The sequence below is a fragment of the Sinomonas sp. RB5 genome (genome assembly GCF_054063535.1).
The window spans coordinates 126,926-150,767 of record NZ_JBSSGJ010000011.1 but is presented as its reverse complement, the minus strand read 5'-3'; the positions used below and the strand labels follow the sequence as shown (position 1 = coordinate 150,767).

The following is a 23,842-nucleotide window of genomic DNA, read 5'->3' as shown; positions in this document are numbered from 1 at the left end:
ACGGCCCCTGCGCTCCACCCTGGACCTGGCCAAGATCGAGGCCACCGGCTTCCACCCCACCCCCTGGACCGACCGCCTCCGCACCTACCCACTGGACGAGCGGGACGGAGGAGATTCCCGGTGAACGGGGAGTTGTCCACAGGGCACCCTCCTCGCGGGACGGCGGTTTACAGAATCCGTTAGGCTGAGGCTGCTGCCGGGTAGGGGCCCGGCGCGAAGGGCGCACCCGGGGGGGAAGTCTGTGGATGCTCTGCGCATGGTCGAAGGGGAGGTCAGGGAGCTCATCAGGCTCCGCGGCCTCGATCCGCTGCGGGAGGCCGGCGAGGTCCGGCGCCTCATCGACGCGGCAGTGGTGGACTACGACGAGCGCGCGCTCCTCGGCGCGGTGCCGCCGCTCGGCCCGCTCGATGCCGCCCGGAGAGCGCTCTTCGACGCGGTCGCCGGCTTCGGCCCACTCCAGCCGTTCCTCGATGACCCGACCATCGAGGAGATCTGGCTCAACGCCCCGCACGAGGTCTATGTGGCCAGGGACGGCGAGTCCGAGCTCACCGGGACCACCCTCTCCGACCAGGAAGTGCGCGATCTGGTCGAACGGATGCTCAAGTCCTCGGGCCGGCGCCTCGACCTCTCCAGTCCCTTCGTCGACGCGGCGCTGCCCGACGGCTCGCGCCTGCACGTCGTCATCCCGGACGTGACCCGACGCCACTGGGCGGTGAACATCCGCAAATTCGTCGTGAAGGCGAGCCGGCTCGAACACCTCGTCGAGCTCGGCTCGCTCAGCCACCAGGCCGCCAGGTTCCTCTCGGCCGCCGTGGCCGGCGGCCTGAACATCCTCGTCTCGGGCGCCACCCAGGCAGGCAAGACGACCATGCTCAACTGTCTCGGCGCCGCGATCGGCTCGCGTGAGCGGGTGGTCACGGTCGAGGAGATCTTCGAGCTGCAGTTCCCGCTGCGCGACGTCGTCGGCCTCCAGTGCCGCCAGCCCAACCTCGAGGGCAGCGGCGAGATCCCGCTCCGTCGACTGGTCAAGGAGGCCCTGCGGATGCGGCCGGACCGGCTCGTCGTCGGCGAGGTCCGCGAGGCGGAGAGCCTCGACATGCTGATCGCCCTCAACTCGGGGCTGCCGGGCATGTGCACGATCCACGCCAACTCCGCGGCGGACGCGGTCACCAAGCTCTGCACCCTGCCGCTGCTCGCTGGGGCCAACATCTCGTCATCCTTCGTCGTGCCGACGGTCGCCGCCTGCATCGACCTTGTGGTGCACTGCGGCCGCCAGGCCAGCGGACGGCGTCGCGTCACCGAGATCCTCGCGGTGGGACAACGGGTCGAGGGCGGCATCATCGAGACGTCCTCCGTCTTCGCGCTCGACGCCGACGGCGTGCTGCGGGCGCGCCCCACCGGCGTCCCGGCCACCGAGAAGTTCGAGCGTGCGGGCATCGACGTGCTCCAGCTCCTGGAGGCCGCCTGATGGCGGCGGCGGTGGGGCTCGCCGGCGGGATCGGCCTCTTCCTCATCTGGTGGTCGTTCTGGCCGCTGCCGGTCCGGTCGTCCGAGCCCAAGCCACCCGGACGGCTGCGGCGGCTCATCGCGCAGGCCGGCCTCGAACGGGTCTCGCCGGTAGGGCTCGTCCTCTCGAGCGCGGGGCTGGGCGGATTCGTGGCCCTGGCGTTCTTCGTGGTGACGGCTGCAGCCCCCGTGGCGCTGTGCTTCGGGATCTTCGCCGCCGGCCTGCCCGTGGGCCTCGTGCGCTGGCAGGCGAAGCGCCGCTCCGCGGTCCTGCGAGAGCTGTGGCCCGACGTCGTGGACCACCTCCGCTCCGCGATCCGTGCCGGCCTGTCGCTGCCCGAAGCGCTCATGCAGCTCGGCTACAAGGGTCCCGAGCCCCTCCGCGGCGTCTTCCTCGACTTCGCCGCGGACTACCGCTCGGGCGGCAGCTTTTCACTCGCGCTCGACCGGCTCAAGGACCGTCTGGGCGACCCGGTCGCGGACCGGATCGTCGAGGCGCTCCGGCTCACGCGCGAGGTCGGCGGCTCTGACCTCGGCCGACTGCTGGGAACCCTGTCCGAGTTCCTCCGGGAGAGTGCCCGGACCCGCAGCGAGCTCGAGGCGCGCCAGTCCTGGACGGTCAACGCCGCCCGCCTCGCGGTAGCGGCCCCGTGGATCGTGCTGCTGCTGATGTCGACGAGGCCCGAGGCCATGGCTGCCTATGCCCGGCCCACAGGACTCGCGGTGCTCATCGTCGGACTCGGGGTCTCCGCGCTGTGCTACCGGCTCATGCTCCGCATCGCGGCGCTTCCCGAAGAAGAGCGGGTGCTCCGATGAGCGCCATGACGGCGCTGGCCGTGCTCGCCGGCGCCACCGGCGGTGTGGGCCTCTGGCTGGCCTTCGTGCGGCTCCCGGTGATGCGGCGGACCACCTTCAGCGAACGGGTTGCACCCCAGCTGCGCTCGGCAGAGCGGCGTTCCCGCCTCCTGCAGGACGCCGAGGCGAACGTCACGCCGTTCGGGCCGCTCGAGCAGATCCTCCGCCCACTCCTGCACGACGCCGTGGGCTCGCTCGGCCGGCTGAACCTCGGAAATGCGGCCCTCGCCCGCCGGCTCGCGCAGGCAGGCTCGCCCAAGAACCCCGTCGACTTCAGGGCGGAGCAGCTCCTCTGGGCGGGCGCCGGCTTCGTGCTGGCCACCCTCGGATCGGCCGCCGCGGCGTTCTCCGGGAGGCTCAACGCCCTCTTCGCAGTCCTCATGGTCCTGGCGGCCACGGCCGCCGGGTTCATGGCGCGTGACTACCTTCTCGGCCTGGCCGTCAGCAGGCGCAAGCAGCGCATCCTCGCGGAGTTCCCCTCCGTCGCCGACATGATGGCCCTGGCCGTCGGCGCGGGGGAGACAGCGGCGGGAGCGCTGGACCGCACGGCACGGGTCTCCCGTGGCGAGCTCGCACGCGAGTTCGCGGCGGTGCTCGCCGACACCCGCTCGGGCACGCCACTTGTCGGGGCACTGCAGGCCATGGGCGACCGCGTGGACCTCGCCCCCATCTCGCGCTTCGTCGACGGCCTGGTCGTCGCGATCGAACGCGGCACACCACTGGCCGACGTCCTCCGCGCCCAGGCGCAGGACGTGCGCGACCTGGCCAAACGGGAACTCATGGAGGCCGCCGGGAAGAAGGAGATCGGGATGATGGTGCCCCTGGTCTTCGGAGTCCTTCCCCTGACCGTGGTCTTCGCGGTCTATCCGGGCATCGCCGCCATCACCCTGGACTTCTGACCATCCACCCATACCACTCACGCAGCACCCGATCGGGGGAAAGGGAACCGACATGAAACCGACCATCCGCAGGAGCGCTCTCATGCGCGCGGGCATCGCGCTGTCCATGCTCTTCGAGGCGCTGCCACAGCGCATCGCCTACGGCTCCAGAGAGCGCGGGGACGTGCCGGGCTGGGTCATGATCACGCTCATGTCTGCCGTCCTCGTCATGGGCCTCCTCGCCGTGGCCGGCCCCGCCCTGGAAGGACTGTTCAACCAAGCCATCAGCCGGGTCAGCAGGTAGGCATGGCCCCGGCCCTGCGCGGGGGCGCGGGCGACGAGCGCGGCTCCGCCGTGGCGGATTTCGTCATGGTCGGGGGACTGCTGACCGCCCTGGCGCTCGCCGTCGTCCAGCTTGCCCTCGTCCTCCATGTGCGCAACGTGCTCGTCGACGCTGCTGCCTCCGGTGCCCGGTACGGGACGCTCGGCGACCGGACGCCGGCCGACGCCCGGCAGCGCGCCACCGACCTCATCACGGGGGCGGTGGGAGCCGAGTACGCGGCGCGCGTCACAGTGGGGCAGTCCGAGGACTCGGGGGTGCGCACCCTCAAGGTGCGCGTGGTCGCGCCGATCCCCGTCATCGGCCTGATCGGGCCAGCCGGGACGATGGAGGTTGTGGGCCATGCGCCGCTGCAGTGACGGGGCCGGGCGCCTGCGCGGTGCCGCGCGGGGGGAGGGCGGGAGCGCCGTCGTCGAGTTCGTCTTCCTCGGCGTGCTCCTCCTGGTTCCCGTCGTCTACTTCGTCATCACCGTCGCCGCGCTCCAGGGCGCCTCGTTCGCCGCGGCCGGTGCCGCGGACCATGCAGCCAAGACGTTCGCCCAGGCGGCGGACGAGGCCTCGGCCCGTGCGGCGGCCGAGGCCTCGGTGCGCGTGGCCCTGGCAGACTTCGGGCTCACCGAGCGGTCCGCCCGCCTCGAAGTCACCTGCGACCGCACTCCGTGCCTCGAGGCCGGCACGGCGGTCCGCGCCAGGGTGCACGTCGATGTCCCCCTGCCGTTCAGCCCGGTGACGAACGCGTTCGGGCTCACCGTCGGGCGGATCGACGCGTCCGCCACGCAGATCGTGGGGAGGTTCCGATGACCGGGTGGGCGCCCGCCGTCGTGCGCTGCAGGCGGCGCAGGCGTGCGGCAGACGAGTCCGGGCAGCTGACGGTGCTGATCATCGGGTTCACCGCGCTGTGCCTCCTCGTGGCCACCACCGTGATCGCAGTCTCGGCCGTGCACCTCGAGTTCAAGAAGCTGCTCTCGGCGGCCGACGGCGCCGCGGTGGCCGCCGCCGACAGCTTCACCGTCGCGGACACCGCCGGGGAGGGGCCGCCCGCTGCGGTGCTCGCACCGGAGAGGGTGCGGGCAGTGGCGGCGTCCTACCTCGCACGCGACGGCTCCGCGGCCCGGTTCGAAGGCCTGTCCGTGGCGGCAGCGACCGGGAGCCCGGACGGCCGCACGGCCACCGTGACGCTGACGGCCGTCGCGCGCATCCCGGTGGTCAGCGTCATCCTGCCCGACGGGGTCCCGATCCGGGCTACCTCGAGCGCGAGGGCGAGGCTGCTGAGATGAGGCCGGCCGGGCCCCTGGTCCCTTGTCGGCCGGCAGGGGCAGCCCTACGATGCGGGAAGATGACGGGCGGACCACGGCGGCAGCCGGCCCGGGACCAGGGGGCGTCGTGACCACTTTCCTCCGCAGGTGCGCGGCACTCATCGCCGCGGTCCTCCTCGCCGGCGCCCTCGGAGCCTCGCCCGCAGCCGCACTGGACGACGGCGGCGCCATCAGCGCCGCCTACCAGCGGCTCGGAGGCAGCGCCGGCCGGCTCGGGAGCCCCACCGATGCCGGGCGCTGCGGACTCAGGGACAACGGCTGCGTCCGTCACTATCAGGGCGGAAGCATCCACTACTCCCCGGCCAGCGGCGCCCACGCGACCTGGGGAGGCATCGAGGCGAGGTGGGCAGGGCTCGGGTGGGAGGCCGGCCAGCTCGGGTACCCCCTCGGCGAGGAGCACTGCGGGCTGCGCGGAGGCGGCTGCTACCAGGACTTCCAGGGCGGGAAGGTCTACTGGTCTCCCGCATCCGGGGCCAACCCGGTGTGGGGCGCCATCCTGCAGCGCTACGCGACGCTCGGCTGGGAGACCGGACACCTCGGCTACGCGGTCGGCGGAGAGCACTGCGGGCTGCGCGGAGGGGGCTGCTACCAGGACTTCCAGGGCGGGAAGGTCTACTGGTCCCCGGCCTTCGGAACGAACCCGGTGTGGGGAGCGATCGGCGCGTACTGGGCGTCGTACGGGTGGGAGAACGGGCCGTTCGGCTATCCGACCTCGGCCGAGGTGTGCTCGGGACGGTGCACGCAGAGCTTCTGGGGCGGCCAGATCACGTGGAATCCCACCGCGCCGATGTCGTACAGCCTGTGGGACTGGAACCCTCTCGTGGCGGTCAACAAGCGCCATCCCCTCAGCCCGCTCTCCTACGCACCGCCTTCCTTGAGCTGGGTCGGGACCCAGCTGATGCGTGCAGATGCGGCGGCCGCGCTCCGCAGGATGATCGGCGACGCCGCCGCGGCCGGGGTGCAGATCACGACCGTGAGCGGGTACCGCTCCTACAGCGACCAGGCGACGCTCTACGCCTCGTACGTGGCGTGGTACGGCCAAGCCTATGCCGACACGATCTCGGCGCGCCCAGGGTTCAGCGAGCACCAGACCGGGCTCGCCATGGACATCGGCAACCCCGGTGCCGACTGCGGCCTGCAGGCGTGCTTCCGCGACACCCCCGCGGGGAGGTTCGCAGCGGCCAATGCGTGGAGGTACGGGTTCATCGTCCGCTATCCCGACGGGTTCCAGGGGATCACCGGGTACACTTTCGAGCCCTGGCACCTGCGGTACGTGGGCACCAATGCCGCCGCCCAGACGCGCTCCTGGGGTGTGCCGACCCTCGAGCAGTACTTCCTGATGTCCGCTGCCCCCGGGTACTGAGCCGCGCGGGCACGCCGCGCTCATGGCGTAATCTTGGATGGATATGGCTGACATCGACTTTCCCGCAGAGATCCGCGCCCTCCGGGCCACCCACGCCTCCATCGAGCAGGTCACGGACGTCGACTCGCTGCGGGCCGAGATCGCCGAGCTGAGCGAGGCCGCCGGCGTCCCGGACCTGTGGGACGACCCCTCGAAGGCCCAGCAGGTCACGTCCAGGCTGTCCCACCGGCAGTCGGAGCTCGAGCGGGTCGAGAAGCTCGGGGAGCGCATCGACGACCTCGAGGTCCTCGTAGAGCTGGCCAAGGAAGAGGGCGACGCCGAGACCCTTGCCGAGGCGTCCAAGGAGCTCGGCTCGATCAGCAGGGCCCTCGAGGACCTCGAGGTCGTCACGCTCCTCAACGGCGAGTACGACGAGCGCGAGGCCGTCGTGACGATCCGCGCCGGCGCGGGCGGCGTCGATGCGGCTGACTTCGCCGAGATGCTCATGCGCATGTACCTCCGCTGGGCCGAGCGGCGCGGCTACTCGACCAAGGTCATGGACACCTCCTATGCGGAAGAGGCCGGCCTCAAGTCCGCCACCTTCGAGGTCAACGCCCCGTACGCCTACGGCACGCTCTCGGTCGAGGCCGGCACGCACCGCCTTGTGAGGATCAGCCCCTTCGACAACCAGGGACGCCGCCAGACGTCCTTCGCGGCCGTCGAGGTCATCCCCCTCATCGAGCAGACCGACCACATCGACATCCCGGACAACGAGATCCGGGTCGACGTCTTCAGGTCCTCGGGCCCGGGCGGCCAGTCCGTCAACACGACCGACTCGGCTGTGCGGCTCACGCACATCCCCACCGGCCTCGTGGTCTCGATGCAGAACGAGAAGTCCCAGATCCAGAACCGGGCCGCCGCCATGCGCGTCCTGCAGTCCCGGCTCCTGCTGCTGAAGAAGGAGCAGGAGGACGCCGAGAAGAAGGCCCTCGCCGGCGACGTCAAGGCGTCCTGGGGCGACCAGATGCGCTCGTACGTGCTCAACCCGTACCAGATGGTCAAGGACCTGCGCACGGACCACGAGGTCGGCAACACGGCCGCGGTCCTCGACGGCGACATCGACGACTTCATCGATGCCGGCATCCGCTGGCGCGCGGGGCAGCGCCAGCACGCCGAGAGCTAGAGCGACCCCAGAGTCGCCCGGGCCCGGAGCCTCCTGACGGAGGCCCCGGGCCCTTTCTGTGTGCGCTCCCAGGGGCGACGTCGCGCTCCGGCGGGATGACGTCGCGGGAGGGGGAGGCGAGGGAAGGGGCCCCTTGACGGCGACCCGCCGCCGTCGTACGTTTTCTGTAACCTGAATCACCTTTCAGGTTCCGGCGCGCTCGCCGGAGCCACCCCCGAAGCACCCGTATGAAAGGCACCCGCGTGAAGGCAACGACGAAGTTCCTCCTCACCGCCTCCCTGGCCACAGGCCTCGCCGCGACGGGCTGCGCCCCGAGCACGTCCAGCGCCGCCAGCGGCTCGGACTCGGCGCGCACGGTCAACGTCGGCATCGTCTACTCGAAGACCGGCCCCCTCGCCGCCTACGGCGCGGCGTACTACCAGGGCCTCCAGGCCGGGATCAAGTACGCGACGGGCGGCACCGGCAAGGTGGGCAACGCGACCCTGAACCTGACCTACCAGGATGACGCGGGCGATCCGGACAAGGCCGTCGCCGAGGCCAAGGACCTCATCGGCAAGGACTACAAGATCCTCGCCGGCACGGTCGCCTCCGGCGTCGCCCTCAAGCTGGCCCAGCAGGCGGAGCAGAACAAGGTCCTCTACATCTCCGGGCCCGCGGCCACCGACGCGCTCCAGGGCGTCAACAAGTACACGTTCCGCTCCGGGCGCCAGTCGCTCCAGGACGTGGCCACCGCGGGCACCTTCGTGGACAACCTCCAGGGCAAGAAGATCGTGGTCTTCGCCCAGAACAACGCCTTCGGCCAGGGCAACGTCGCGGCCGTCAAGGCGGTCCTGGGCGCCAAGGGCGCCACCGTGCAGCAGGTCCTCGTGCCCGAGGACGCCACCGAGTTCACCCCGTTCGCGCGCCAGATCATCGACGCCAAGCCCGCGATGACCTTCGTTGCGTGGGCCGGCGCCACGAGCGGGGCCATGTGGCAGTCGCTCAGCCAGCAGGGCGTCTTCGACGCCGCCCCCGTCGTCACCGGCCTCGGCGACGCCTCCACCTTCTCCGCCTACGGCGCGGCGAGCGGCAAGATCAGCTTCCTCAGCCACTACTTCCCGGGCGCCGGCGGCAACAACGCGGTCGAGCAGGAGATGGTCAAGGACGTCGAGGCCGCCGGGGCCAAGCCCGACCTCTTCACCCCCGACGGCTTCGTGGCCGGCCAGATGATCGTCCAGGCCGTCAAGTCCGGGGCGAACGTCGACGACATGGTCAAGGGCCTCGAGGGCTACTCGTTCGACGGCCCCAAGGGCAAGGAGAGCGTCCGCGCCTCCGACCACGTGCTCGTCCAGCCGATGTACCAGGCCAAGCTCGTCCAGAAGGACGGCGCCTGGACGCCGCAGCTGGTCAAGACCGTCCCGGCCGAGGCCGTGGCCCCGGCCGAGAAGAAGGGCTGAGAGGCGTGGCAGCGGGCCCGGGGCATCCTGCCCTCGCGGTGGAGGGCCTCGGGCTCGCGATCGGGGGCGCGAGCATCCTCTCCGAGGTCGGCTTCGCTGTCGCCCGCGGGGAGATGCTCGGGGTGATCGGCCCCAACGGCGCGGGCAAGACCACGCTGTTCAACGTCCTCTCCGGCCTCGCCCGGCCCACCACGGGCCGCGTGCTCCTCGACGGCCGGGACGTCACCGGCCTCCCGGTGCACCGGCGGGCCAAGGCCGGCCTGGGCCGCACGTTCCAGACGTCCAGCCTGTTCGGCGCCCTCACCGTGCTCGAGAACGTCCGCCTCGCCGCCCAGGCACGGCTCGGCGGCTCGCTCTCGGTCCTCGCCTTCCCGCGGACGCACGACGCCGCCACCCGCCGCGCGCGCGAGAGGCTCGCCGAGGTGGGGCTCGCCGACAAGGAGGGGCTGCGGGCGCAGGACCTCTCCCACGGAGACAAGAGGAAGGTGGAGATCGCGATGATGCTCGCGACCGACCCGAGCGTGGTCCTGCTCGACGAGCCCATGGCGGGCGTCGGCTCGGGGGACGTCGGCGCGCTGACCGAGGTGATCCGGGGCCTCCATCGTGACCGCGGGACCACCGTGCTCATGGTCGAGCACCACATGGACGTGGTCCTCGGACTCGTAGACCGCGTCGCGGTGATGCACCACGGGCGGCTGCTGGCCATCGGCACCCCGGACGCCGTCATGGCCGACGACACCGTGCAGGCCGCGTACCTGGGGGAGCCCGTATGAGCGCCGTGCTCGAGATCGAGGGGCTCTCGGCCCACGTGGGCGGACAGCAGGTGGTCGAGGACGTGGGGTTCGCCGTCCCCGACCGGGGCGTGACGGCCCTGCTGGGCCGCAACGGCGTGGGCAAGACGAGCACCCTCAAGGCCGTCCTCGGCCTCATCGGCCGCCGAGGGCGGGTCACCCTGGCCGGCGAGCGGATCGACGGGCAGCCGACCCACCGGATCGTCCAGCTCGGGGTGGGCTACGTGCCCGAGGACCGCGAGGTGTTCTCCAAGCTCACCGTGCAGGAGAACCTCCAGCTCTCGGTCCGCGGGCGCGGCTCGAAGGAGCGCCGGGACCTCGTCGCGGACCTGTTCCCCGACCTGGTCCGCCGGTCCCAGCAGGCGGCCGGGACGCTCTCGGGCGGCCAGCAGCAGATGGTCTCGCTGGCCCGGGCCCTGCTGAACGAGAACCGGATCCTCCTCGTGGACGAGCCGACCAAGGGCCTCGCCCCCAAGGTCGTCCAGGAGGTCGCCGTCGCCCTCGAGGCCGCCGCCGAGACCGTCCCGATCCTGCTCGTGGAGCAGAACCTGGCGGTGGTCCGCCGGCTCGCCGCAGGGGCGGTCGTGCTCTCGGGCGGCCGGGTCGTGCACCGGACCGACGACGCCCGCGCGCTGCTCGACGACGAGCCGCTCACCCGCCGCCTGCTCGGCGTCGGCGGGGATGCCCGGGAGGCCGCCCGATGAGCACCGTCATCCTCCTGCTCGTCACCGGCCTGGGCCTCGGCGCCCTCTACTTCCTCGTGGCCTCGGGCCTGTCCCTCATCTACGGCCTCATGGGGGTCCTGAACTTCGCGCACGGCTCGTTCCTCACGCTCGGGGCCTTCCTCGGCTGGGAGGCCGCGCGCCGGCTGGGCGCGGACTCGTGGTGGTCCTTCCTGCTCTCACTCGTCGTGGGCGCGGCCGCCGGGGCCGCCGTCGCGGCGGTCACCGAGCTCGCGCTCATCCGCCCGCTGTACCTCCGGCACATCGAGCAGGTGCTCGTCACGGTGGGCCTCTCGCTCGCGACCGTGGCGCTGTTCGACGGGATCTGGGGCACCGACGCCGTCTACATCGGCGGCCCGGCCTGGTTCAAGGACACGACCGACATCCTCGGCGCCAAAGTCCCCAACGACAGGTTCGTGGCCATCGTCTGCGCGGGCCTCGTCCTCGCGGGGCTCGTGGTCTTCCTCAAGCGCACCCGCTACGGCCTGATCATCCGCGCCGGAGTGGAGAACCGGGCCATGGTGACCGCGCTCGGCATCGACGTGCGGAAGGCCTTCACGCTCGTCTTCGCGATCGGCGGCGCCGCCGCGGGCCTGGGCGGCGTGCTCGCGAGCCACTACTTCGGCTACGTCTCGCCCCTGCTGGGCGGCTCGCTGCTGATCTTCGCGTTCATCGTCACCGTGATCGGCGGCCTCGGCTCGCTCACCGGAGCCGCGATCGCCTCCGTCGGGGTCGCGGTCCTCCAGCAGTTCGCCAACTTCTACTTCGGGATCGGTGATTTCGTGGTCGTCCTCGCCCTCGCCGTGGTGCTGCTCGTCCGCCCCCGCGGCCTCCTCGGGGCGGCGGCATGAGCGCGGGGCAGCGGCGTCGGACCCCCGTGCGCCGCGGCGCCGCGCCGTGGAGGCTGGTTGCCGGAGGCGCGGCCGTGGTCGCGGCGCTGGCCCTGCTTCCGCTCTTCGCGATCGACCTTCCGGGCGTGCTCCCGGGCCCCACCTACACGCCCGGATCGCTGCAGCTGCTCGCCCTGTGCTTCGCCATGGCGGCGGCAGCGCTGAGCTACCACCTCCTGCTCGGCGCGGCCGGGCTGCTCTCCTTCGGCCACGCCCTCTCCTTCGGCGCGGGGGTGTACGGCCTCGCCGTCATCCTCGGCCACCTCGGGCTGCCCCTCGTGCCCGCGGCGCTGCTGGCCCTCGTGCTGGCCATCGCCCTCGCCCTCGCGGTCGGGAGCATCAGTCTGCGCGTCGGGGGCATCCCGTTCGCGATGGTGACGCTCGCCTTCGCCCAGGCCGGCTCGGTGCTCGTGCGCCGCAACCCGGGCGGTGCGACGGGCGGCGACGAGGGCCTGGGCCTGTCCACCGAGCACTTGCCGGATGCCCTCGTGGGCGTGGTCAACACGCGCAACCTCTACTGGCTCGCGCTCGCGGCACTGGTCGCGGTCTACGCGGTCGTGCTGTGGATCCAGTCCAGCCGCGCCGGCCACGTGGCCGAGGCCGTCCGGGAGAACGAGCTGAGGGCGCGGGTGCTCGGGCTGGCACCGTTCGCGCCGAAGCTGATCGTGTTCACGGTGGGCGGGACGCTGGCTGCGGTGGCCGGCATGGTCTTCCTGCTCCTGCAGTCGGGCGCTGTTCCCAGCTCGGTCTCCTCGGACTTCACCATCACCCTCCTGGTCATGGTGGTGCTCGGCGGCGTCGGGTCGCGGTGGGGTGCTGTGGTCGGAGGCGTGCTGTACACGCTGCTCGACCAGCGGCTGGCCGCGCTCGCGGGTTCGGCCGCCGTCAAGGACCTGCCCCCGGTGCTCAGGATCCCGCTGTCCGAACCCCTGTTCATCCTCGGTACGCTGTTCATCCTCGTGGTGGTGTTCCTTCCCGGCGGCCTCGCCGGCGCCGCCGCGAGACTGCGGTCGCGCCGCCGCGGCGCCGCACGCGCGCCCGAGCCGGAGGAACGGCTCGAACGAGTACTGGAGGATGCATGAGAGCACAGGACGCCGACGGCCTGCACACCCTCGGACGGTGGACGGCCGACCGTGCCCGCAGCACGCCGGAGCGCATCGCGATCGACGACCGCGGCGTGACGCTCACGTACCGGGAGCTCGACCAGCGCGCCGTCGCGCTCGCCGGCGCCTTCGCGGACGCCGGGTACGCCGCCGGCCAGCGGATCGCGACGCTCACGGGCAACAGCGCCGACCACGTCGTGGCCTTCTTCGCCTGCGCGAAGGCAGGCCTCACGCTCGTCCCGCTCTCGTGGCGGCTCGCCCCCGCCGAGCTCGCCGAGCAGCTCGCCGTGTGCGCCCCCGCGCTCCTGGCCATCGAGCCCGAGCACGCCGCCCTCGGGGCCGCCGCGACCGCGCTGCTGCCGCAGCCGCCGCGGACCGCCGCGCCGGGCCGGGACGGGATCGAGCGCGGGCTCCCGCGGGCAGGGGAGGCGGTGCCGCGGCGCCGGGTGGACGACGACGACCCGCTGCTCGCGGTGTTCACCTCCGGCACGTCCGGGGGCCGGCCGAAGGCCGCCGTGCTGACCCACGCCAACTGCTTCTGGACCAACCTCTCGTTCTCACGCACCGTCGAGGTCGGGCGCGACGACGTGGTGCTGTGCATCATGCCGCAGTTCCACGTGGGCGGCTGGAACATCCATGCCCTGCTCGCGTGGTGGACCGGCGCGACGGTGGTCCTCGAGCGCGGCTTCGACGCCGGCCGGGTCCTGCAGCTCATCGCCCAGCGCAGGGTCACGACCATGATGGGCGTCCCGGCGCACTACCTGATGCTGTCCCAGCATCCGGGCTTCGCGCGCGCCGACCTGACGAGCCTGGACCGCGCGGTGGTCGGCGGAGCGCCCATGCCGGCGCCGCTGCTGCGCACGTGGCACGCCCGCGGCGTCGCGCTCACCCAGGGATACGGGCTGACCGAGGCGGGCCCCAACGTGCTGTGCCTGGCCCCCGAGGAGGCGCTGCGCCGCGTGGGCTCCGCTGGGACGCCCTATCCGCATGTCGAGATCGCCGTGGCCGACCCGGCCACGGGCGAGGAGCTCGAGGGCGGGGGACGCGGCGAACTGTGGGTGCGCGGGCCCGGCGTGTTCGCCGGCTACCTCGACGACCCCGCCGCGACGGCCGAGGTCCTCGTGGACGGCTGGCTGCGCACGGGGGACGTCGTCGAGCGCGACGGCGACGGGTTCCTGCGCGTCGTCGACCGGCTCAAGGACATCTACATCTCGGGCGGGGAGAACGTCTCGCCCTCGGAGGTCGAACAGGCCCTGCTCGCGCACCCGGCGGTCGCGGACGCGGCGGTCGTCGGCGCCCCCGACGAGCGCTGGGGCGAGACGGGGGCTGCCTTCGTCGTCGTCCGCCAGGGAGCGGCGACCGACGCCCAGGAGCTCACCGAGCACCTCCGCGGCGTCCTCGCACACTTCAAGGTGCCCCGCACCGTCGAGTTCGTCGACGAGGTGCCCCGCACGGGCCTGCACAAGGTCGCCAGGGCGAGGCTGCGGGCCCGCACCGAGGGGTCCGCCCGCAGCGCAGGGACCGCAGCGGGGGAGCGCGCATGAGCGCCCAGCCCCGCACCGCGCGCGGCACGAGGACCAGGGCGAGGCTGCTCGCGGCCGCCGAGGAGGTCTTCGCCTCCGCCGGCTACCACGACGCCTCGATCGTGAAGATCACCGAGCAGGCGGGGATCGGCCTCGGCACGTTCTACCTCTACTTCGCCGGCAAGCAGGAGATCTTCGACGAGGTCGTGGACGACCTCAATGCCCGCGTCCGGCACGCGATGACCGAGGCGGCCCGCACGGCGGGGACGCGCCTGGAGGCAGAGCGGGCCGGGTTCCGCGCGTTCTTCCGCTTCACGGCGGAGCACCCCGCCCTGTACCGGATCATCCGGCAGGCAGAGTTCGTCTCGCCCGCGGCCCAGCGGCGCCACTACGAGAACATCGTGCGCAGCTACGTGCACGGCCTCGCCGCAGCCCAGGAGGCGGGCGAGGTCCGCCCCGTGGACCCGGAGGTCGCGGCGTGGGCCCTCATGGGCATGGGTGAGCTCTTCGGGATGCGGTACATCCTGTGGGAGGCCGAGGACCGCGGGGCCGGGGGGCCCCGCGTGGAGATCCCGGACCGTGTGCTCGACGAGCTCATGGGCATCATCCAGCGCGGCCTGGCCCCCGCGCCGGCACCAGCAGACAGACCGAGAGAGGACGCCTCGCATGAGTGAGACCCTGGACTACCGCACCTTCGACGTCGAGGTGCGCGGCGGTTCGCTGCGCGCCGGAGAGTGGTCCCGGAGGGGGGCCGAGGGCGGGCAGACCGTCCTCGCGGTGCACGGGGTCACCTCCTCGCACCTCGCGTGGCCGTTCGTGGCGGACCAGCTGCTCGTGCCGCCGGCAGCGGGGCAGGGTGATTCCGCGGACGACGCCGAGGGGCCCGGTTCCGCACCCGGCGTCGCCCGGGTGGTGGCCCCGGACCTGCGCGGCCGCGGCCGCAGCAACTCCCTGCCCGGCCCGTACGGCATGGCCCAGCACGCCGACGATCTGGCCGCCGTGCTGCGCGCGGCGGGAGCCGACGCGGACCGGCCCGCCGTCGTCGTGGGCCACTCGATGGGCGCGTTCGCGTCCCTCGTCCTCGCGGACCGGCACGCCGAGCTCGTGGAGCGGCTCGTCCTCGTGGACGGCGGCATCCCGCTCGCGCCGCCGCCCGGGATGAGCCCGGAGGAGGCGCTCCAGGCGCTCCTGGGACCGGCCGCCGAGCGGCTGCGGATGGAGTTCGCGAGCCCGGAGGCGTACCTCGACTACTGGGAGCCGCACCCGGCGTTCACCGGAGCGTGGACGCCCGAGTTCGAGGAGTACATCCGCTACGACCTCGACGGGGCCGCGCCACGCCTCCGCCCCGCGACGGCCCTGGCCGCGCTCGCCGACGACAACGCCGACCTCTATGGCGGGGCGTCCCTGCTCGGCGCCCTCGACCGGCTGCGCGTGCCCACGCTCCTGCTGCGGGCCGAGCGCGGACTCCTCGGCCAGCTTCCGCCCCTCTACCCGGACGAGGTCATGGACCGGGTGCGCGAGGAGCATCCGGCGATCGAGGTGCGCGACGTGCCCGGAACGAACCACTACACGATCGTCATGACGGCCGACGGCGCGGCCGCCGTGGCGCAGGCCGTGCTGGCCGGGGGTCCGCTCGCGGCCGGGACCGCCGCGCTCCGAGACTCCGACACGCCGGGGTGAGAACCCCGGGACGTCCCGCCCTTGTGCTTATAGTCGAGCAGCCGGCGCCCCCTGCCTCCGAGCCTCGCCCGAGCGCCGGGCTCAGGACGCGTGCGTCCCGACGGGTTTGAGAGCAATGATCCGCTTCGACAATGTCACGAAGGTCTACGACCGGAAGGCCCGCCCGGCACTCGACTCGGTGAGCCTCGAGATCGAGCGCGGCGAGTTCGCCTTCCTCGTCGGTGCCTCGGGGTCCGGCAAGTCCACGTTCCTCAGGCTCGTCATGCGCGAGGAGCGGGCGACGAGCGGTGCGGTGCTGGTCGCCGGGCAGAACGTGGCCTCGCTTCCGAGCTGGCGCGTGCCGCGGCTGAGGCGCGGGATCGGCGTCGTGTTCCAGGACTTCCGGCTCCTCCCGCAGAAGACGGTGTTCGCCAACGTCGCCTTCGCGATGCAGGTGATCGGGCGCAGCCGGGCGATCATCCGCGACGCCGTGCCCGAGGTGCTCAAGACCGTGGGGCTGGAGGGCAAGGGCCACCGCATGCCGCACGAGCTCTCCGGCGGCGAGCAGCAGCGCGTGGCGATCGCCCGCGCCGTCGTGAACCGACCGGGGATCCTCCTCGCGGACGAGCCGACCGGCAACCTCGACCCGACCACGAGCCAGGGGATCATGTCCGTCCTCGACCGGATCAACCAGAACGGCACCACCGTGGTGATGGCCACGCACGACACCGACATCGTCAACTCCATGCGCAAGCGCGTGATCGAGCTCGTGGACGGCAGGGTGATCCGCGACGAGGCCAAGGCCCTGTACACCTCGATGATCCCCGCGGTGGCCCCGACCGGGGGAGAGCGCGCATGAGGGCCGCCTTCATCCTCGGCGAGATCGCGGGCGGCCTGCGCCGGAACCTGACCATGGTGGTCTCGGTCATCCTCGTGACCTTCGTCTCGCTGACGTTCGTCGGCGCCGCCGGCATGCTGCAGCTGCAGATCAACCAGATGAAGGGCTACTGGTACGACCGTGTCCAGGTGGCCATCTTCCTGTGCAACGGCACCTCGAAGGCCCCCGGCTGCGTCTCCGGCGCCGTGACGGACGACCAGCGCAAGGCGCTCGAGGCCCTGCTGTCCTCGCCGGCGGTCGCCCAGTACGTCTCCGACTACCACTTCGAGTCCCAGAACGAGGCCTACCAGCACTACCGGGAGCAGTTCGCGAACTCCCCGATCGTGGACTCCGTGACCCCGGACCAGCTCCCGGCCTCCTTCAGGGTCAACCTCAAGGACCCGCAGAAGTACCAGATCATCTCCGAGACCTTCTCCTCGCGCCCAGGCGTCCGGCTCGTCAGCGACCAGCGCGAGGTCCTCGAACGGCTCTTCTCGGTCATGAACGCCGCCTCGCTCGTCGCCATCGTCATCGCAGGGGTGATGATCGTCTGCGCGATCCTCCTCATCGCCACGACCATCAGGCTCTCGGCCTTCAGCAGACGCCGCGAGACCGGGATCATGCGGCTCGTCGGGGCGTCCAAGCTCATGATCCAGCTCCCGTTCGTGCTGGAGGGGACCATCGCGGCCGTGATCGGCGCCGTCCTCGCCTCCGGCACGCTCTGGGCGGTGGCCAAGTTCTTCCTCGGCGACGTCCTGACGTCCCAGTACCCCGGGACGGCGTTCATCTCGCCGTCCCAGACCCTCATGCTCGCACCCCTGCTCGTCGGAACGGGCGTGGTCCTCGCGGGCGTCTCATCGATGCTGACCCTGCGTCGGTATCTCAAGGTCTAGTCGGACAGGAGCGCAGAAGGATGCAGGCGGTCACCACACGACGCGCCCCGTGGCCGGGGGGAAGCCGTAGGGCGTTCCGTCGGGGCACCGGGCTCACGGCCGCGGCGGTGCTCGTGGTCACCCTCACGCTGGCCGGCTCGGGGGCGCGGGCGGACAACCTCGACGACCAGAAGGCCCAGCTGGACCAGCGCGCGCAGGAGGTCAAGGAATCGCTCGAGTTCCTCGACGGCCGGATCCAGCAGACCGCGGCGGACCTCGCGACCTACCAGGCCCGGCTCCCCGGAGCCCAGCAGGCACTCCTCGACGCGCAGGACCGCGTCACGGCGGCGACCAACGAGGTGGACGCCCTCGCGGTGCGCGTCGACGCCGCGCAGCAGAGCAAGGCCAAGATCACCGAGCAGCTCGCGAGCGACCGCGGCAAGATGGACAGCACCAAGAAGCTCATCGGCGAGATCGCGAGCGAGTCCTACATGTCCGGCGGCGTGCCCTCGAACGTCGGGCTGATGCTCGGCTCGGGCAACCAGACTTCGCTGACGGGCTCGCTCGACCTCACGGACACCGTCATGGAGTCCCAGAACACGGCCCTGGACCAGCTCGCGCAGCAGAACGCCGCGAACGTGAACTCCCAGGCCCGGCTCGCGGCCGTCGAGGCCGAGATCAAGGACCTCAAGGGCAAGGCGGACGAGGCCCTCAAGAAGGAGCAGGCCGCCCGCGACGACGCCGCGTCGAAGAAGGCGGCCGTGGACAAGCTCGTCGACGACACCAGCCGCCTGAGCAAGGAGCTCGAGGCGCAGAAGCCCGCCATCCAGCAGCAGATCGCCGACGTCAAGGCCCAGCAGGACCAGGTCGCGGCCCAGATCCAGGACCGCGACCGCCGGCTGCGCGAGGCCTGGGAGGCCGAGCAGCGGCGCATCGCCGCCCAGCGGGCCGAAGAGGCCCGCCAGGCCGCCATCCGCGCCGGCCAGGCGCAGGCGGCCGCCGAGGCCGCGGCCCAGGCGGCGGCCAACCAGGCCGCGGAGCAGACGCGCCAGGCGCAGGCGGCCGCGGTGACCCCGTCCGCGTTCGGGCTGATCCACCCCTTCGACGGCAACATCCCCATCACGTCGGGCTTCGGCTGGCGTGCCACGCCCCCGGGCACCATCGACTTCTACGGGACCGGCGGCTACATGCACACCGGCATCGACTTCGGCGCCGCGTGCGGCACCCCGGTCCATGCCGCCGCGGCCGGGACCGTCACCGTGGGCGGGTGGACCACCGGCGGGGGCGGGTGGACCGTCATGATCTCCCACGGCGTGGTCAACGGGAACTCCCTCACGACCGTCTACTACCACAACACGAATGTCGTCGTGTCGCCTGGCCAGCACGTGAGCCAGGGGCAGGTCATCGCCTATTCGGGCAGCACCGGCAACTCGACCGGATGCCACGCCCACTTCGAGACCTGGCTCAACGGCCAGCCCGTCGATCCCATGGGGCTGCTGTAGACTGGTAGGTCCCGTGCCGCGCCCCCGCGCCGGCGCGAATGTCCGTCCTGATCCTCGCCGATCACCGAGTCCCCAAGGAGCGCCGCCGTGCCCAGAGAGAGTGGCCGGAAGGTCGTGGCCACCAACCGCAAGGCCCGGCATGACTACGAGGTCCTGGACACCTGGGAGGCCGGGCTCGTCCTCATGGGCACCGAGGTGAAGTCCCTCCGCGAGGGCCACATCTCCCTCGGCGAGGGCTTCTGCCACTTTGACCGCGGCGAGCTGTGGCTCGAAGCGGTCAACATCCCCGAATACAGCCAGGGGTCCTGGACCAACCACCCCTCCAAGCGGAAGCGCAAGCTCCTGCTGCACCGGGAGGAACTGGCCAAGATCGAGCACAAGGTCAATGAATCGGGCCTGACCGTGGTGCCCCTGCAGGTGTACTTCAGCGATGGCCGCGCCAAGGTCGAGATCGCGCTGGCACGAGGCAAGAAGGACTATGACAAGCGCCACGCCCTCCGCGAGGCGCAGGACAAGCGCGAGGCCCTGCGCGCCATGCGGGCCCGCAATCGCCGCTGAGGGGGACCTCCGCTGAAGGAAGGGCGCTGGGGACAGGCCATGCCGCACAGGAACTGGAAGACCTGGGCCGCGGTCGCGGCGGGCATCGTCGCCGTGCTCGCGGTTGCCGGTGCGCTCGTCCTCCCGCGCCTCCTCGCCGGCCCCACGGCCGGGCTGGCGCCGACCCCCTCCGAGGGGACCGCCGGCCCACCCGCCCCCTCGCCCTCCGGGACCAGCAGCCAGCCGACGCCGACCGCGACCCGGACTGCCGTCGGCGCGCCACCGGCGTCGTCCGCGCCCGGCCCGAGCACGGCGCCGAGTCCCGCCGGGAGCCGCGCGGCCCAGATCCTGGCGTCAATGAGCCTCGAGCAGCGGGTGGGGCAGATCATCATGGTCAGCTCCCCGGCCGCCGGCCCGGACGCCGCGGCCCTCGACGCGATGCGCCGGCTCCATATCGGCAACGTCTTCCTCAAGGGCCGTTCGACCGCCGGGGTCGGTGCCATCTCCGCCGTGGTGCGGGGCATCAGGGCCGAGGCCACCGACGCCGCGACCAGGCGCGTGGGGCAGTTCGTCGCCACCGACCAGGAGGGCGGCCAGGTGCAGGTGCTGCGCGGCCCCGGATTCTCCGACATGCCCTCGGCCCTCGCGCAGGGGAGCATGGCGCCCGCGGACCTGCGGGCCGCGGCCGCCGGATGGGGCCGCGAGCTGGCTGCCGCAGGGGTGAACGTGAACTTCGCCCCGGTCATGGACACCGTGCCGTCGGCGGCCTTCGCGCCGCAGAACACGCCCATCGGCCACTTCCAGCGCGAGTTCGGCTACACGCCGGCGGCGGTCTCCGCCCACGGCATCGCCTTCGCGCAGGGGATGGCCGACGCCGGCCTCATCGCCGTGCCCAAGCACTTCCCGGGCCTCGGGCGCGTCACGGCGAACACCGACACGGCCTCCGGGGTCACGGACTCCACGACCGGGCGGCACGATCCCTTCGTCGCGCCCTTCGCGGACGCGGTCCGGGCCGGGGCGCCGTGGGTGATGCTCTCCAACGCCTCCTATCCCGCGATCGATCCGCGCCACGATGCGGTCTTCTCACCGACGGTGATCGGGGGAATGCTGCGCGGCGACCTCGGCTTCCGCGGCATCGTCGTCTCGGACGACCTCTGCGACGCCGTCCAGCTCTCCGCCACCGCCCCCGAGGACCGGGGCGCGGGCTTCCTCGCCGCGGGCGGCACGATGGCGCTGTGCACCGACCAGCAGCTGGCCCCGCGGGTCTGGGCCGGGATGGTGGCCCGCGCCAAAGCGGACCGCGGGTTCGCGTCCGCGGTGGACGCCGCCGCGCTGGCCGTGCTCGAGGCCAAGGACCAGGCCGGCCTGCTTCCCCGGTGAGCCGGTGTGTGCGCCGGGAATATCCGCGGCGGCCCACGCGCTATACTGGCTGTTCCGACGGTTCGCCGACGGGGTCCCGGTCCAGGCCGGGGCGGTTTGACAACCACATACGGGGATGATCGGTTTCGACGGTGTAGGTCGAGACAGGGGAAGCGGGCCGAGGATGCAGAGTCATCTCGTCAACGCTCTCTGTAAACCAATAAGTGCCAACTCTAAGCGCACTGACTTCGCCCTCGCTGCCTAAGTAGCGAGCAAGTCCGTCAGCCCGGGATTGCTATCGTCCCGGATCCTGGCGTCGATTAGATAGCCACTGCTGGCAGCTCTCGTCGTCGGAGCTGCCGGGACTTCAAGGCGACTGGGCCCGGGTCAGCCACTGGTGTGCATGATGGCTGGGGCCGAGAAATCCCGACGCACACTGCGCCCGGAGAATACCTGGCAAAACCGCACCGGACGGGGGTTCAATTCCCCCCATCTCCACCCCGCACGGCAGCGGCCCATCCACCACGGATGGGCCGCTGCCGTGGTTTAACGCCCGCGGCGCCGGCGGTGCCAGGCGTTTCGTGGCCCAGACCTCGTCCCGGCCGGCGATCGCGGGCAGGATGGCCGTGTGAACGTCCCGGATGCGGCGGGCCTGCGCCGCGTGCTGCTTGCGGCCGTGACCTCGAGCTGCCTCGTGATCATCGACTCCTCGGGGGTGAGCCTCGCCCTGCCGGCGATCCAGCGCGAGCTGGGCGGCGGACTCGTGCTCCAGCAGTGGGTCGTGGACGGCTATTTGCTCACCCTCGGCTCGCTGCTCCTCGCTGCCGGGGCGGTCGCGGACCGGTTCGGCACCGAGCGCGTGCTGGCGGTGGGCACCGCGGCGTTCACCCTGATGTCCCTGGCCTGCGGCCTCGCGCCGGCGGGCTGGTTCCTCGTGGGCGCGAGGGTGCTCCAGGGGGCGGCGGGCGCCCTCATCACCCCGAGTGCCCTCGCGCTCATCACGGCGTCCGCACAGGGCCCGGTCCGGCTCCGGCTCATCGCCCGCTGGACGGCGTGGACGGCGGCGGCCTCCGTGGCGGCGCCGTTCCTCGGCGGCGCCCTCGTGACGCTCGGCAGCTGGCGGCTCGTGTTCCTCGTCAATCTCGTCCCCGCCGCCGTCCTGGCGCGCCCGCTGGCCGTGCTCCGGCGCGACGCGTCCCCGCGGCCGCCCCAGCCCGGGCCGTTCGATCTGGCGAGCGCCGTGATGGGAGTGGTGGGCCTGGGAGGAATCGTCCTGGGGCTGATCTGGCAGACCACGCTGGGATGGGCGAGCGCCTTGGTCCTCGGCCCGCTCGCGGTCGGGGCGGCGGCCGTCGGCGCCTACGTCGCGCGGCAGCGCCGTACCGCCTCGCCCCAGCTCCCGCTGGCCCTGTTCCGCAACCGCACCTTCGCCGCCGGGAACGTGGCCACCGTCTGGGCCTACGGCGCCCTCGGGCTCGGTGCGTTCCTCGTGGGCCTCTACCTCCAGCAGCGGATGGGCCTGACGGCATTCGCGGCCGGCGTCGGCATGCTGCCCGCCACGGTGCCGATGCTCCTGCTCTCGGGCACGGTGGCCCGGCTGACCGGGCGCACGGGTCCGCGGCTGCCGATGGCCGCCGGTCCGGCCACCGCTGCCGCGGGCTTCGTGTGGCTCGCCCTCGCCGCGCCGCCGCTGGCGTACTGGCGGGACGTCTTCGGCCCCATGGTGCTCCTGGGGCTCGGCCTCGCGGTCATGGTCGCCCCGCTCACCTCGACCGTCCTCGGGGCCGTGCCCGCCGGGTCGGAGGGTGTGGGCTCCGCCGTGAACAACGCCGCCGCGCGCATCGCGTCCCTCGTGGCGATCGCCGCCTCGGGGGCGATCGTCGGAGGGGTGCTCGACGACGTCGGCTTCCGCCGCGGGGCGGCGGCGACGGCGCTCCTGCTCGCCGCCGCCGCGGCGACCTCTGCCGTGGGCATCCCCGCCGCTAGGATCAGGGCACGGGGGGACCGAACACGTTCTGGGAGGGACAGCCATGACCTCTGATGCCACGCGCCGCCGGGACAGCCACCGGCCCGCCGCACCGGGCCCCGAGGCGCCAGGCGGCCCGTGGGGGATGCTGCACGCGGCGCTCGCGTTCCTCCTCGAGGTCGCCGCCCTCGGTGCGTTCTGGTACATCGGCAGCAGGCTGGCCCCCGCGGCAGGCGGTGCCGTCGCGGGCCTGGTCCTGGCTGGCGCCTTCGCGGTCGCGTGGGGCCTGTTCATGGCGCCGAAGGCGCGGCGGAGGATCTCCTGGCCCCGGCGCCCGCTCGTGGGCCTGGCCGCGTTCGCGGCGGCGGGGCTGGCCGCCGCGGCCTGCGGGCAGCCGCTGGGCCTCGTCCTGGCGGTGCTGGCGCTGGCCGATACGGTGCTCGCGTTCTGGCTCCAGCGGAAGTACTAGGAGCCGGGCTCGAGGGCACAGCCCGCGTGGGGCGGCCCGTTCCGGACCCACACCGCTCCGGCCACCTCGTCGGGAACGTCGAAGTCGCGCGAGCCGTCGCCCTCGTCGATGCGGACCACGAGCGGGCCGCCGAACGGCTTGCGCCGCACCACCGTCACGTCCGTGTCGAGGGAGATCCTCTCCTGGGCGAGGTAGCGGAGCAGATCCGGGTTCTCGTCGCTGATCCGGGTGATCCGTCCCGTGTGGCCGGGATCGAGCTCGCTGAGGCGGTGGGCGTCGATGCGGGGCACGGTCCCCTCCGCCGTCGGGATCGGGTCCCCGTGGGGATCGCGGGCAGGGTTGCCGAGCTTGGCGGCCAGGCGCTCGACGAAGAGGTCGGAGACCGCGTGCTCGAGCAGCTCGGCCTCGACGTGGACCTCGTCCCAGCTGTAGCCCAGCTCGCTGACCAGGAAGGTCTCGAGGAGGCGGTGCCGCCGGACCATGGTGAGCGCCACGCGCCGGCCCTCCTGGGTGAGCCGCACCGCGCCGTACGGGCGGTGGTCCACGAGGCCGAGGTCCTTGAGCTTGCGCACCATCTCGGACACCGACGAGTTCGCCACGCCGAGCCGTGCCGCGAGCTGCGAGGACGTGATGGGGGCGTCCTGCCACTCGGTGAAGGCATAGATCGTCTTCACGTAGTCCTCGGTGGAGGAGGAGAGCTGGCTCTTCACGCCATC

At 72.4% G+C, this 23,842-nt stretch carries 25 protein-coding genes and 1 other RNA gene; 25 read left to right on the top strand and 1 reads right to left on the bottom strand.

Features of this window, described 5'->3' with window-relative positions; translation table 11 throughout:
* Nucleotides 1-241: 241 nt before the first annotated feature.
* The 25 genes from ACVWWH_RS13895 (at nt 242) to ACVWWH_RS13775 (ending at nt 23,126) form a co-directional block, all read left to right on the top strand.
* Nucleotides 242-1,468 (top strand): CpaF family protein, encoded by a 1,227-nt coding sequence (locus tag ACVWWH_RS13895; RefSeq protein WP_066498709.1) that lies wholly within the window; start codon nt 242-244, stop codon nt 1,466-1,468.
* Nucleotides 1,468-2,322 (top strand): type II secretion system F family protein, encoded by an 855-nt coding sequence (locus ACVWWH_RS13890; protein ID WP_457316955.1) that lies wholly within the window; start codon nt 1,468-1,470, stop codon nt 2,320-2,322. Before ACVWWH_RS13895 ends, ACVWWH_RS13890 begins: the two co-directional genes overlap by 1 nt.
* Nucleotides 2,319-3,260: a type II secretion system F family protein gene (locus tag ACVWWH_RS13885; RefSeq protein ID WP_457316954.1), complete on the top strand. Its 942-nt coding sequence runs from the start codon at nt 2,319-2,321 to the stop codon at nt 3,258-3,260. Before ACVWWH_RS13890 ends, ACVWWH_RS13885 begins: the two co-directional genes overlap by 4 nt.
* A 52-nt stretch (nt 3,261-3,312) precedes the next feature.
* Nucleotides 3,313-3,543 carry a hypothetical protein gene (locus tag ACVWWH_RS13880; protein ID WP_457316961.1) on the top strand — a complete coding sequence of 77 codons (231 nt, stop codon included), beginning with the start codon at nt 3,313-3,315 and terminating at the stop codon, nt 3,541-3,543.
* 2 nt (nt 3,544-3,545) lie between these two features.
* Nucleotides 3,546-3,938 (top strand): TadE family protein, encoded by a 393-nt coding sequence (locus tag ACVWWH_RS13875; protein WP_457316953.1) that lies wholly within the window; start codon nt 3,546-3,548, stop codon nt 3,936-3,938.
* Nucleotides 3,922-4,380 (top strand): hypothetical protein, encoded by a 459-nt coding sequence (locus ACVWWH_RS13870; RefSeq protein ID WP_066498700.1) that lies wholly within the window; start codon nt 3,922-3,924, stop codon nt 4,378-4,380. The genes ACVWWH_RS13875 and ACVWWH_RS13870 overlap by 17 nt, the downstream gene beginning before the upstream one ends.
* The gene (locus tag ACVWWH_RS13865; protein WP_229710750.1) at nt 4,377-4,856 is read left to right on the top strand and encodes a pilus assembly protein TadG-related protein; all 480 of its coding nucleotides are present in this window, start codon (nt 4,377-4,379) and stop codon (nt 4,854-4,856) included. Before ACVWWH_RS13870 ends, ACVWWH_RS13865 begins: the two co-directional genes overlap by 4 nt.
* 106 nt (nt 4,857-4,962) lie before the next feature.
* Nucleotides 4,963-6,258, top strand: a complete 1,296-nt coding sequence (locus tag ACVWWH_RS13860) for a D-alanyl-D-alanine carboxypeptidase family protein (RefSeq protein WP_457316952.1) — start codon at nt 4,963-4,965, stop codon at nt 6,256-6,258.
* 43 nt (nt 6,259-6,301) lie between these two features.
* Complete coding sequence (gene prfB, locus ACVWWH_RS13855; RefSeq protein WP_066498695.1) at nt 6,302-7,420, top strand: peptide chain release factor 2; 1,119 nt, start codon at nt 6,302-6,304, stop codon at nt 7,418-7,420.
* Between the two features lie 242 nt (nt 7,421-7,662).
* Nucleotides 7,663-8,856: a substrate-binding domain-containing protein gene (locus ACVWWH_RS13850; RefSeq protein WP_457316951.1), complete on the top strand. Its 1,194-nt coding sequence runs from the start codon at nt 7,663-7,665 to the stop codon at nt 8,854-8,856.
* A 5-nt stretch (nt 8,857-8,861) separates the two neighbouring features.
* On the top strand, nt 8,862-9,629 hold the full coding sequence (locus ACVWWH_RS13845; RefSeq protein ID WP_457316950.1) for an ABC transporter ATP-binding protein: 768 nt from the start codon (nt 8,862-8,864) through the stop codon (nt 9,627-9,629).
* Entirely contained in the window at nt 9,626-10,351 is a 726-nt protein-coding gene (locus tag ACVWWH_RS13840) for an ABC transporter ATP-binding protein (protein ID WP_066498684.1), read from the top strand. Before ACVWWH_RS13845 ends, ACVWWH_RS13840 begins: the two co-directional genes overlap by 4 nt.
* Nucleotides 10,348-11,220 (top strand): branched-chain amino acid ABC transporter permease, encoded by an 873-nt coding sequence (locus ACVWWH_RS13835; protein WP_066498680.1) that lies wholly within the window; start codon nt 10,348-10,350, stop codon nt 11,218-11,220. The genes ACVWWH_RS13840 and ACVWWH_RS13835 overlap by 4 nt, the downstream gene beginning before the upstream one ends.
* On the top strand, nt 11,217-12,341 hold the full coding sequence (locus ACVWWH_RS13830) for a branched-chain amino acid ABC transporter permease (protein WP_457316949.1): 1,125 nt from the start codon (nt 11,217-11,219) through the stop codon (nt 12,339-12,341). The genes ACVWWH_RS13835 and ACVWWH_RS13830 overlap by 4 nt, the downstream gene beginning before the upstream one ends.
* On the top strand, nt 12,338-13,906 hold the full coding sequence (locus ACVWWH_RS13825; protein ID WP_457316948.1) for an AMP-binding protein: 1,569 nt from the start codon (nt 12,338-12,340) through the stop codon (nt 13,904-13,906). The genes ACVWWH_RS13830 and ACVWWH_RS13825 overlap by 4 nt, the downstream gene beginning before the upstream one ends.
* The gene (locus ACVWWH_RS13820) at nt 13,903-14,559 is read left to right on the top strand and encodes a TetR/AcrR family transcriptional regulator (RefSeq protein WP_066498670.1); all 657 of its coding nucleotides are present in this window, start codon (nt 13,903-13,905) and stop codon (nt 14,557-14,559) included. The genes ACVWWH_RS13825 and ACVWWH_RS13820 overlap by 4 nt, the downstream gene beginning before the upstream one ends.
* On the top strand, nt 14,552-15,565 hold the full coding sequence (locus tag ACVWWH_RS13815) for an alpha/beta fold hydrolase (protein WP_457316947.1): 1,014 nt from the start codon (nt 14,552-14,554) through the stop codon (nt 15,563-15,565). Before ACVWWH_RS13820 ends, ACVWWH_RS13815 begins: the two co-directional genes overlap by 8 nt.
* A 115-nt stretch (nt 15,566-15,680) precedes the next feature.
* The gene (gene ftsE, locus ACVWWH_RS13810) at nt 15,681-16,403 is read left to right on the top strand and encodes a cell division ATP-binding protein FtsE (RefSeq protein WP_457316946.1); all 723 of its coding nucleotides are present in this window, start codon (nt 15,681-15,683) and stop codon (nt 16,401-16,403) included.
* A complete protein-coding gene (gene ftsX, locus ACVWWH_RS13805) occupies nt 16,400-17,314 on the top strand; it encodes a permease-like cell division protein FtsX (protein WP_066498666.1) in 915 nt (304 codons plus the stop codon). Before ftsE ends, ftsX begins: the two co-directional genes overlap by 4 nt.
* 20 nt (nt 17,315-17,334) lie before the next feature.
* Nucleotides 17,335-18,795: a peptidoglycan DD-metalloendopeptidase family protein gene (locus tag ACVWWH_RS13800; RefSeq protein ID WP_457316945.1), complete on the top strand. Its 1,461-nt coding sequence runs from the start codon at nt 17,335-17,337 to the stop codon at nt 18,793-18,795.
* A gap of 87 nt (nt 18,796-18,882) precedes the next feature.
* Complete coding sequence (gene smpB / locus ACVWWH_RS13795) at nt 18,883-19,353, top strand: SsrA-binding protein SmpB (RefSeq protein WP_066498656.1); 471 nt, start codon at nt 18,883-18,885, stop codon at nt 19,351-19,353.
* A gap of 39 nt (nt 19,354-19,392) precedes the next feature.
* On the top strand, nt 19,393-20,712 hold the full coding sequence (locus ACVWWH_RS13790; protein WP_457316944.1) for a glycoside hydrolase family 3 N-terminal domain-containing protein: 1,320 nt from the start codon (nt 19,393-19,395) through the stop codon (nt 20,710-20,712).
* A gap of 111 nt (nt 20,713-20,823) precedes the next feature.
* Nucleotides 20,824-21,192: a transfer-messenger RNA gene (gene ssrA, locus ACVWWH_RS13785) on the top strand.
* Between the two features lie 127 nt (nt 21,193-21,319).
* The gene (locus ACVWWH_RS13780; protein WP_457316943.1) at nt 21,320-22,732 is read left to right on the top strand and encodes an MFS transporter; all 1,413 of its coding nucleotides are present in this window, start codon (nt 21,320-21,322) and stop codon (nt 22,730-22,732) included.
* Nucleotides 22,722-23,126, top strand: coding sequence for a YrdB family protein (locus ACVWWH_RS13775; RefSeq protein WP_457316942.1), 405 nt, complete (start codon nt 22,722-22,724; stop codon nt 23,124-23,126). Before ACVWWH_RS13780 ends, ACVWWH_RS13775 begins: the two co-directional genes overlap by 11 nt.
* Here ACVWWH_RS13775 and ACVWWH_RS13770 read toward each other — a convergent pair.
* Nucleotides 23,123-23,836: a metal-dependent transcriptional regulator gene (locus tag ACVWWH_RS13770; protein ID WP_457316941.1), complete on the bottom strand. Its 714-nt coding sequence runs from the start codon at nt 23,834-23,836 to the stop codon at nt 23,123-23,125. The genes ACVWWH_RS13775 and ACVWWH_RS13770 overlap by 4 nt on opposite strands.
* Nucleotides 23,837-23,842 lie beyond the last annotated feature (6 nt).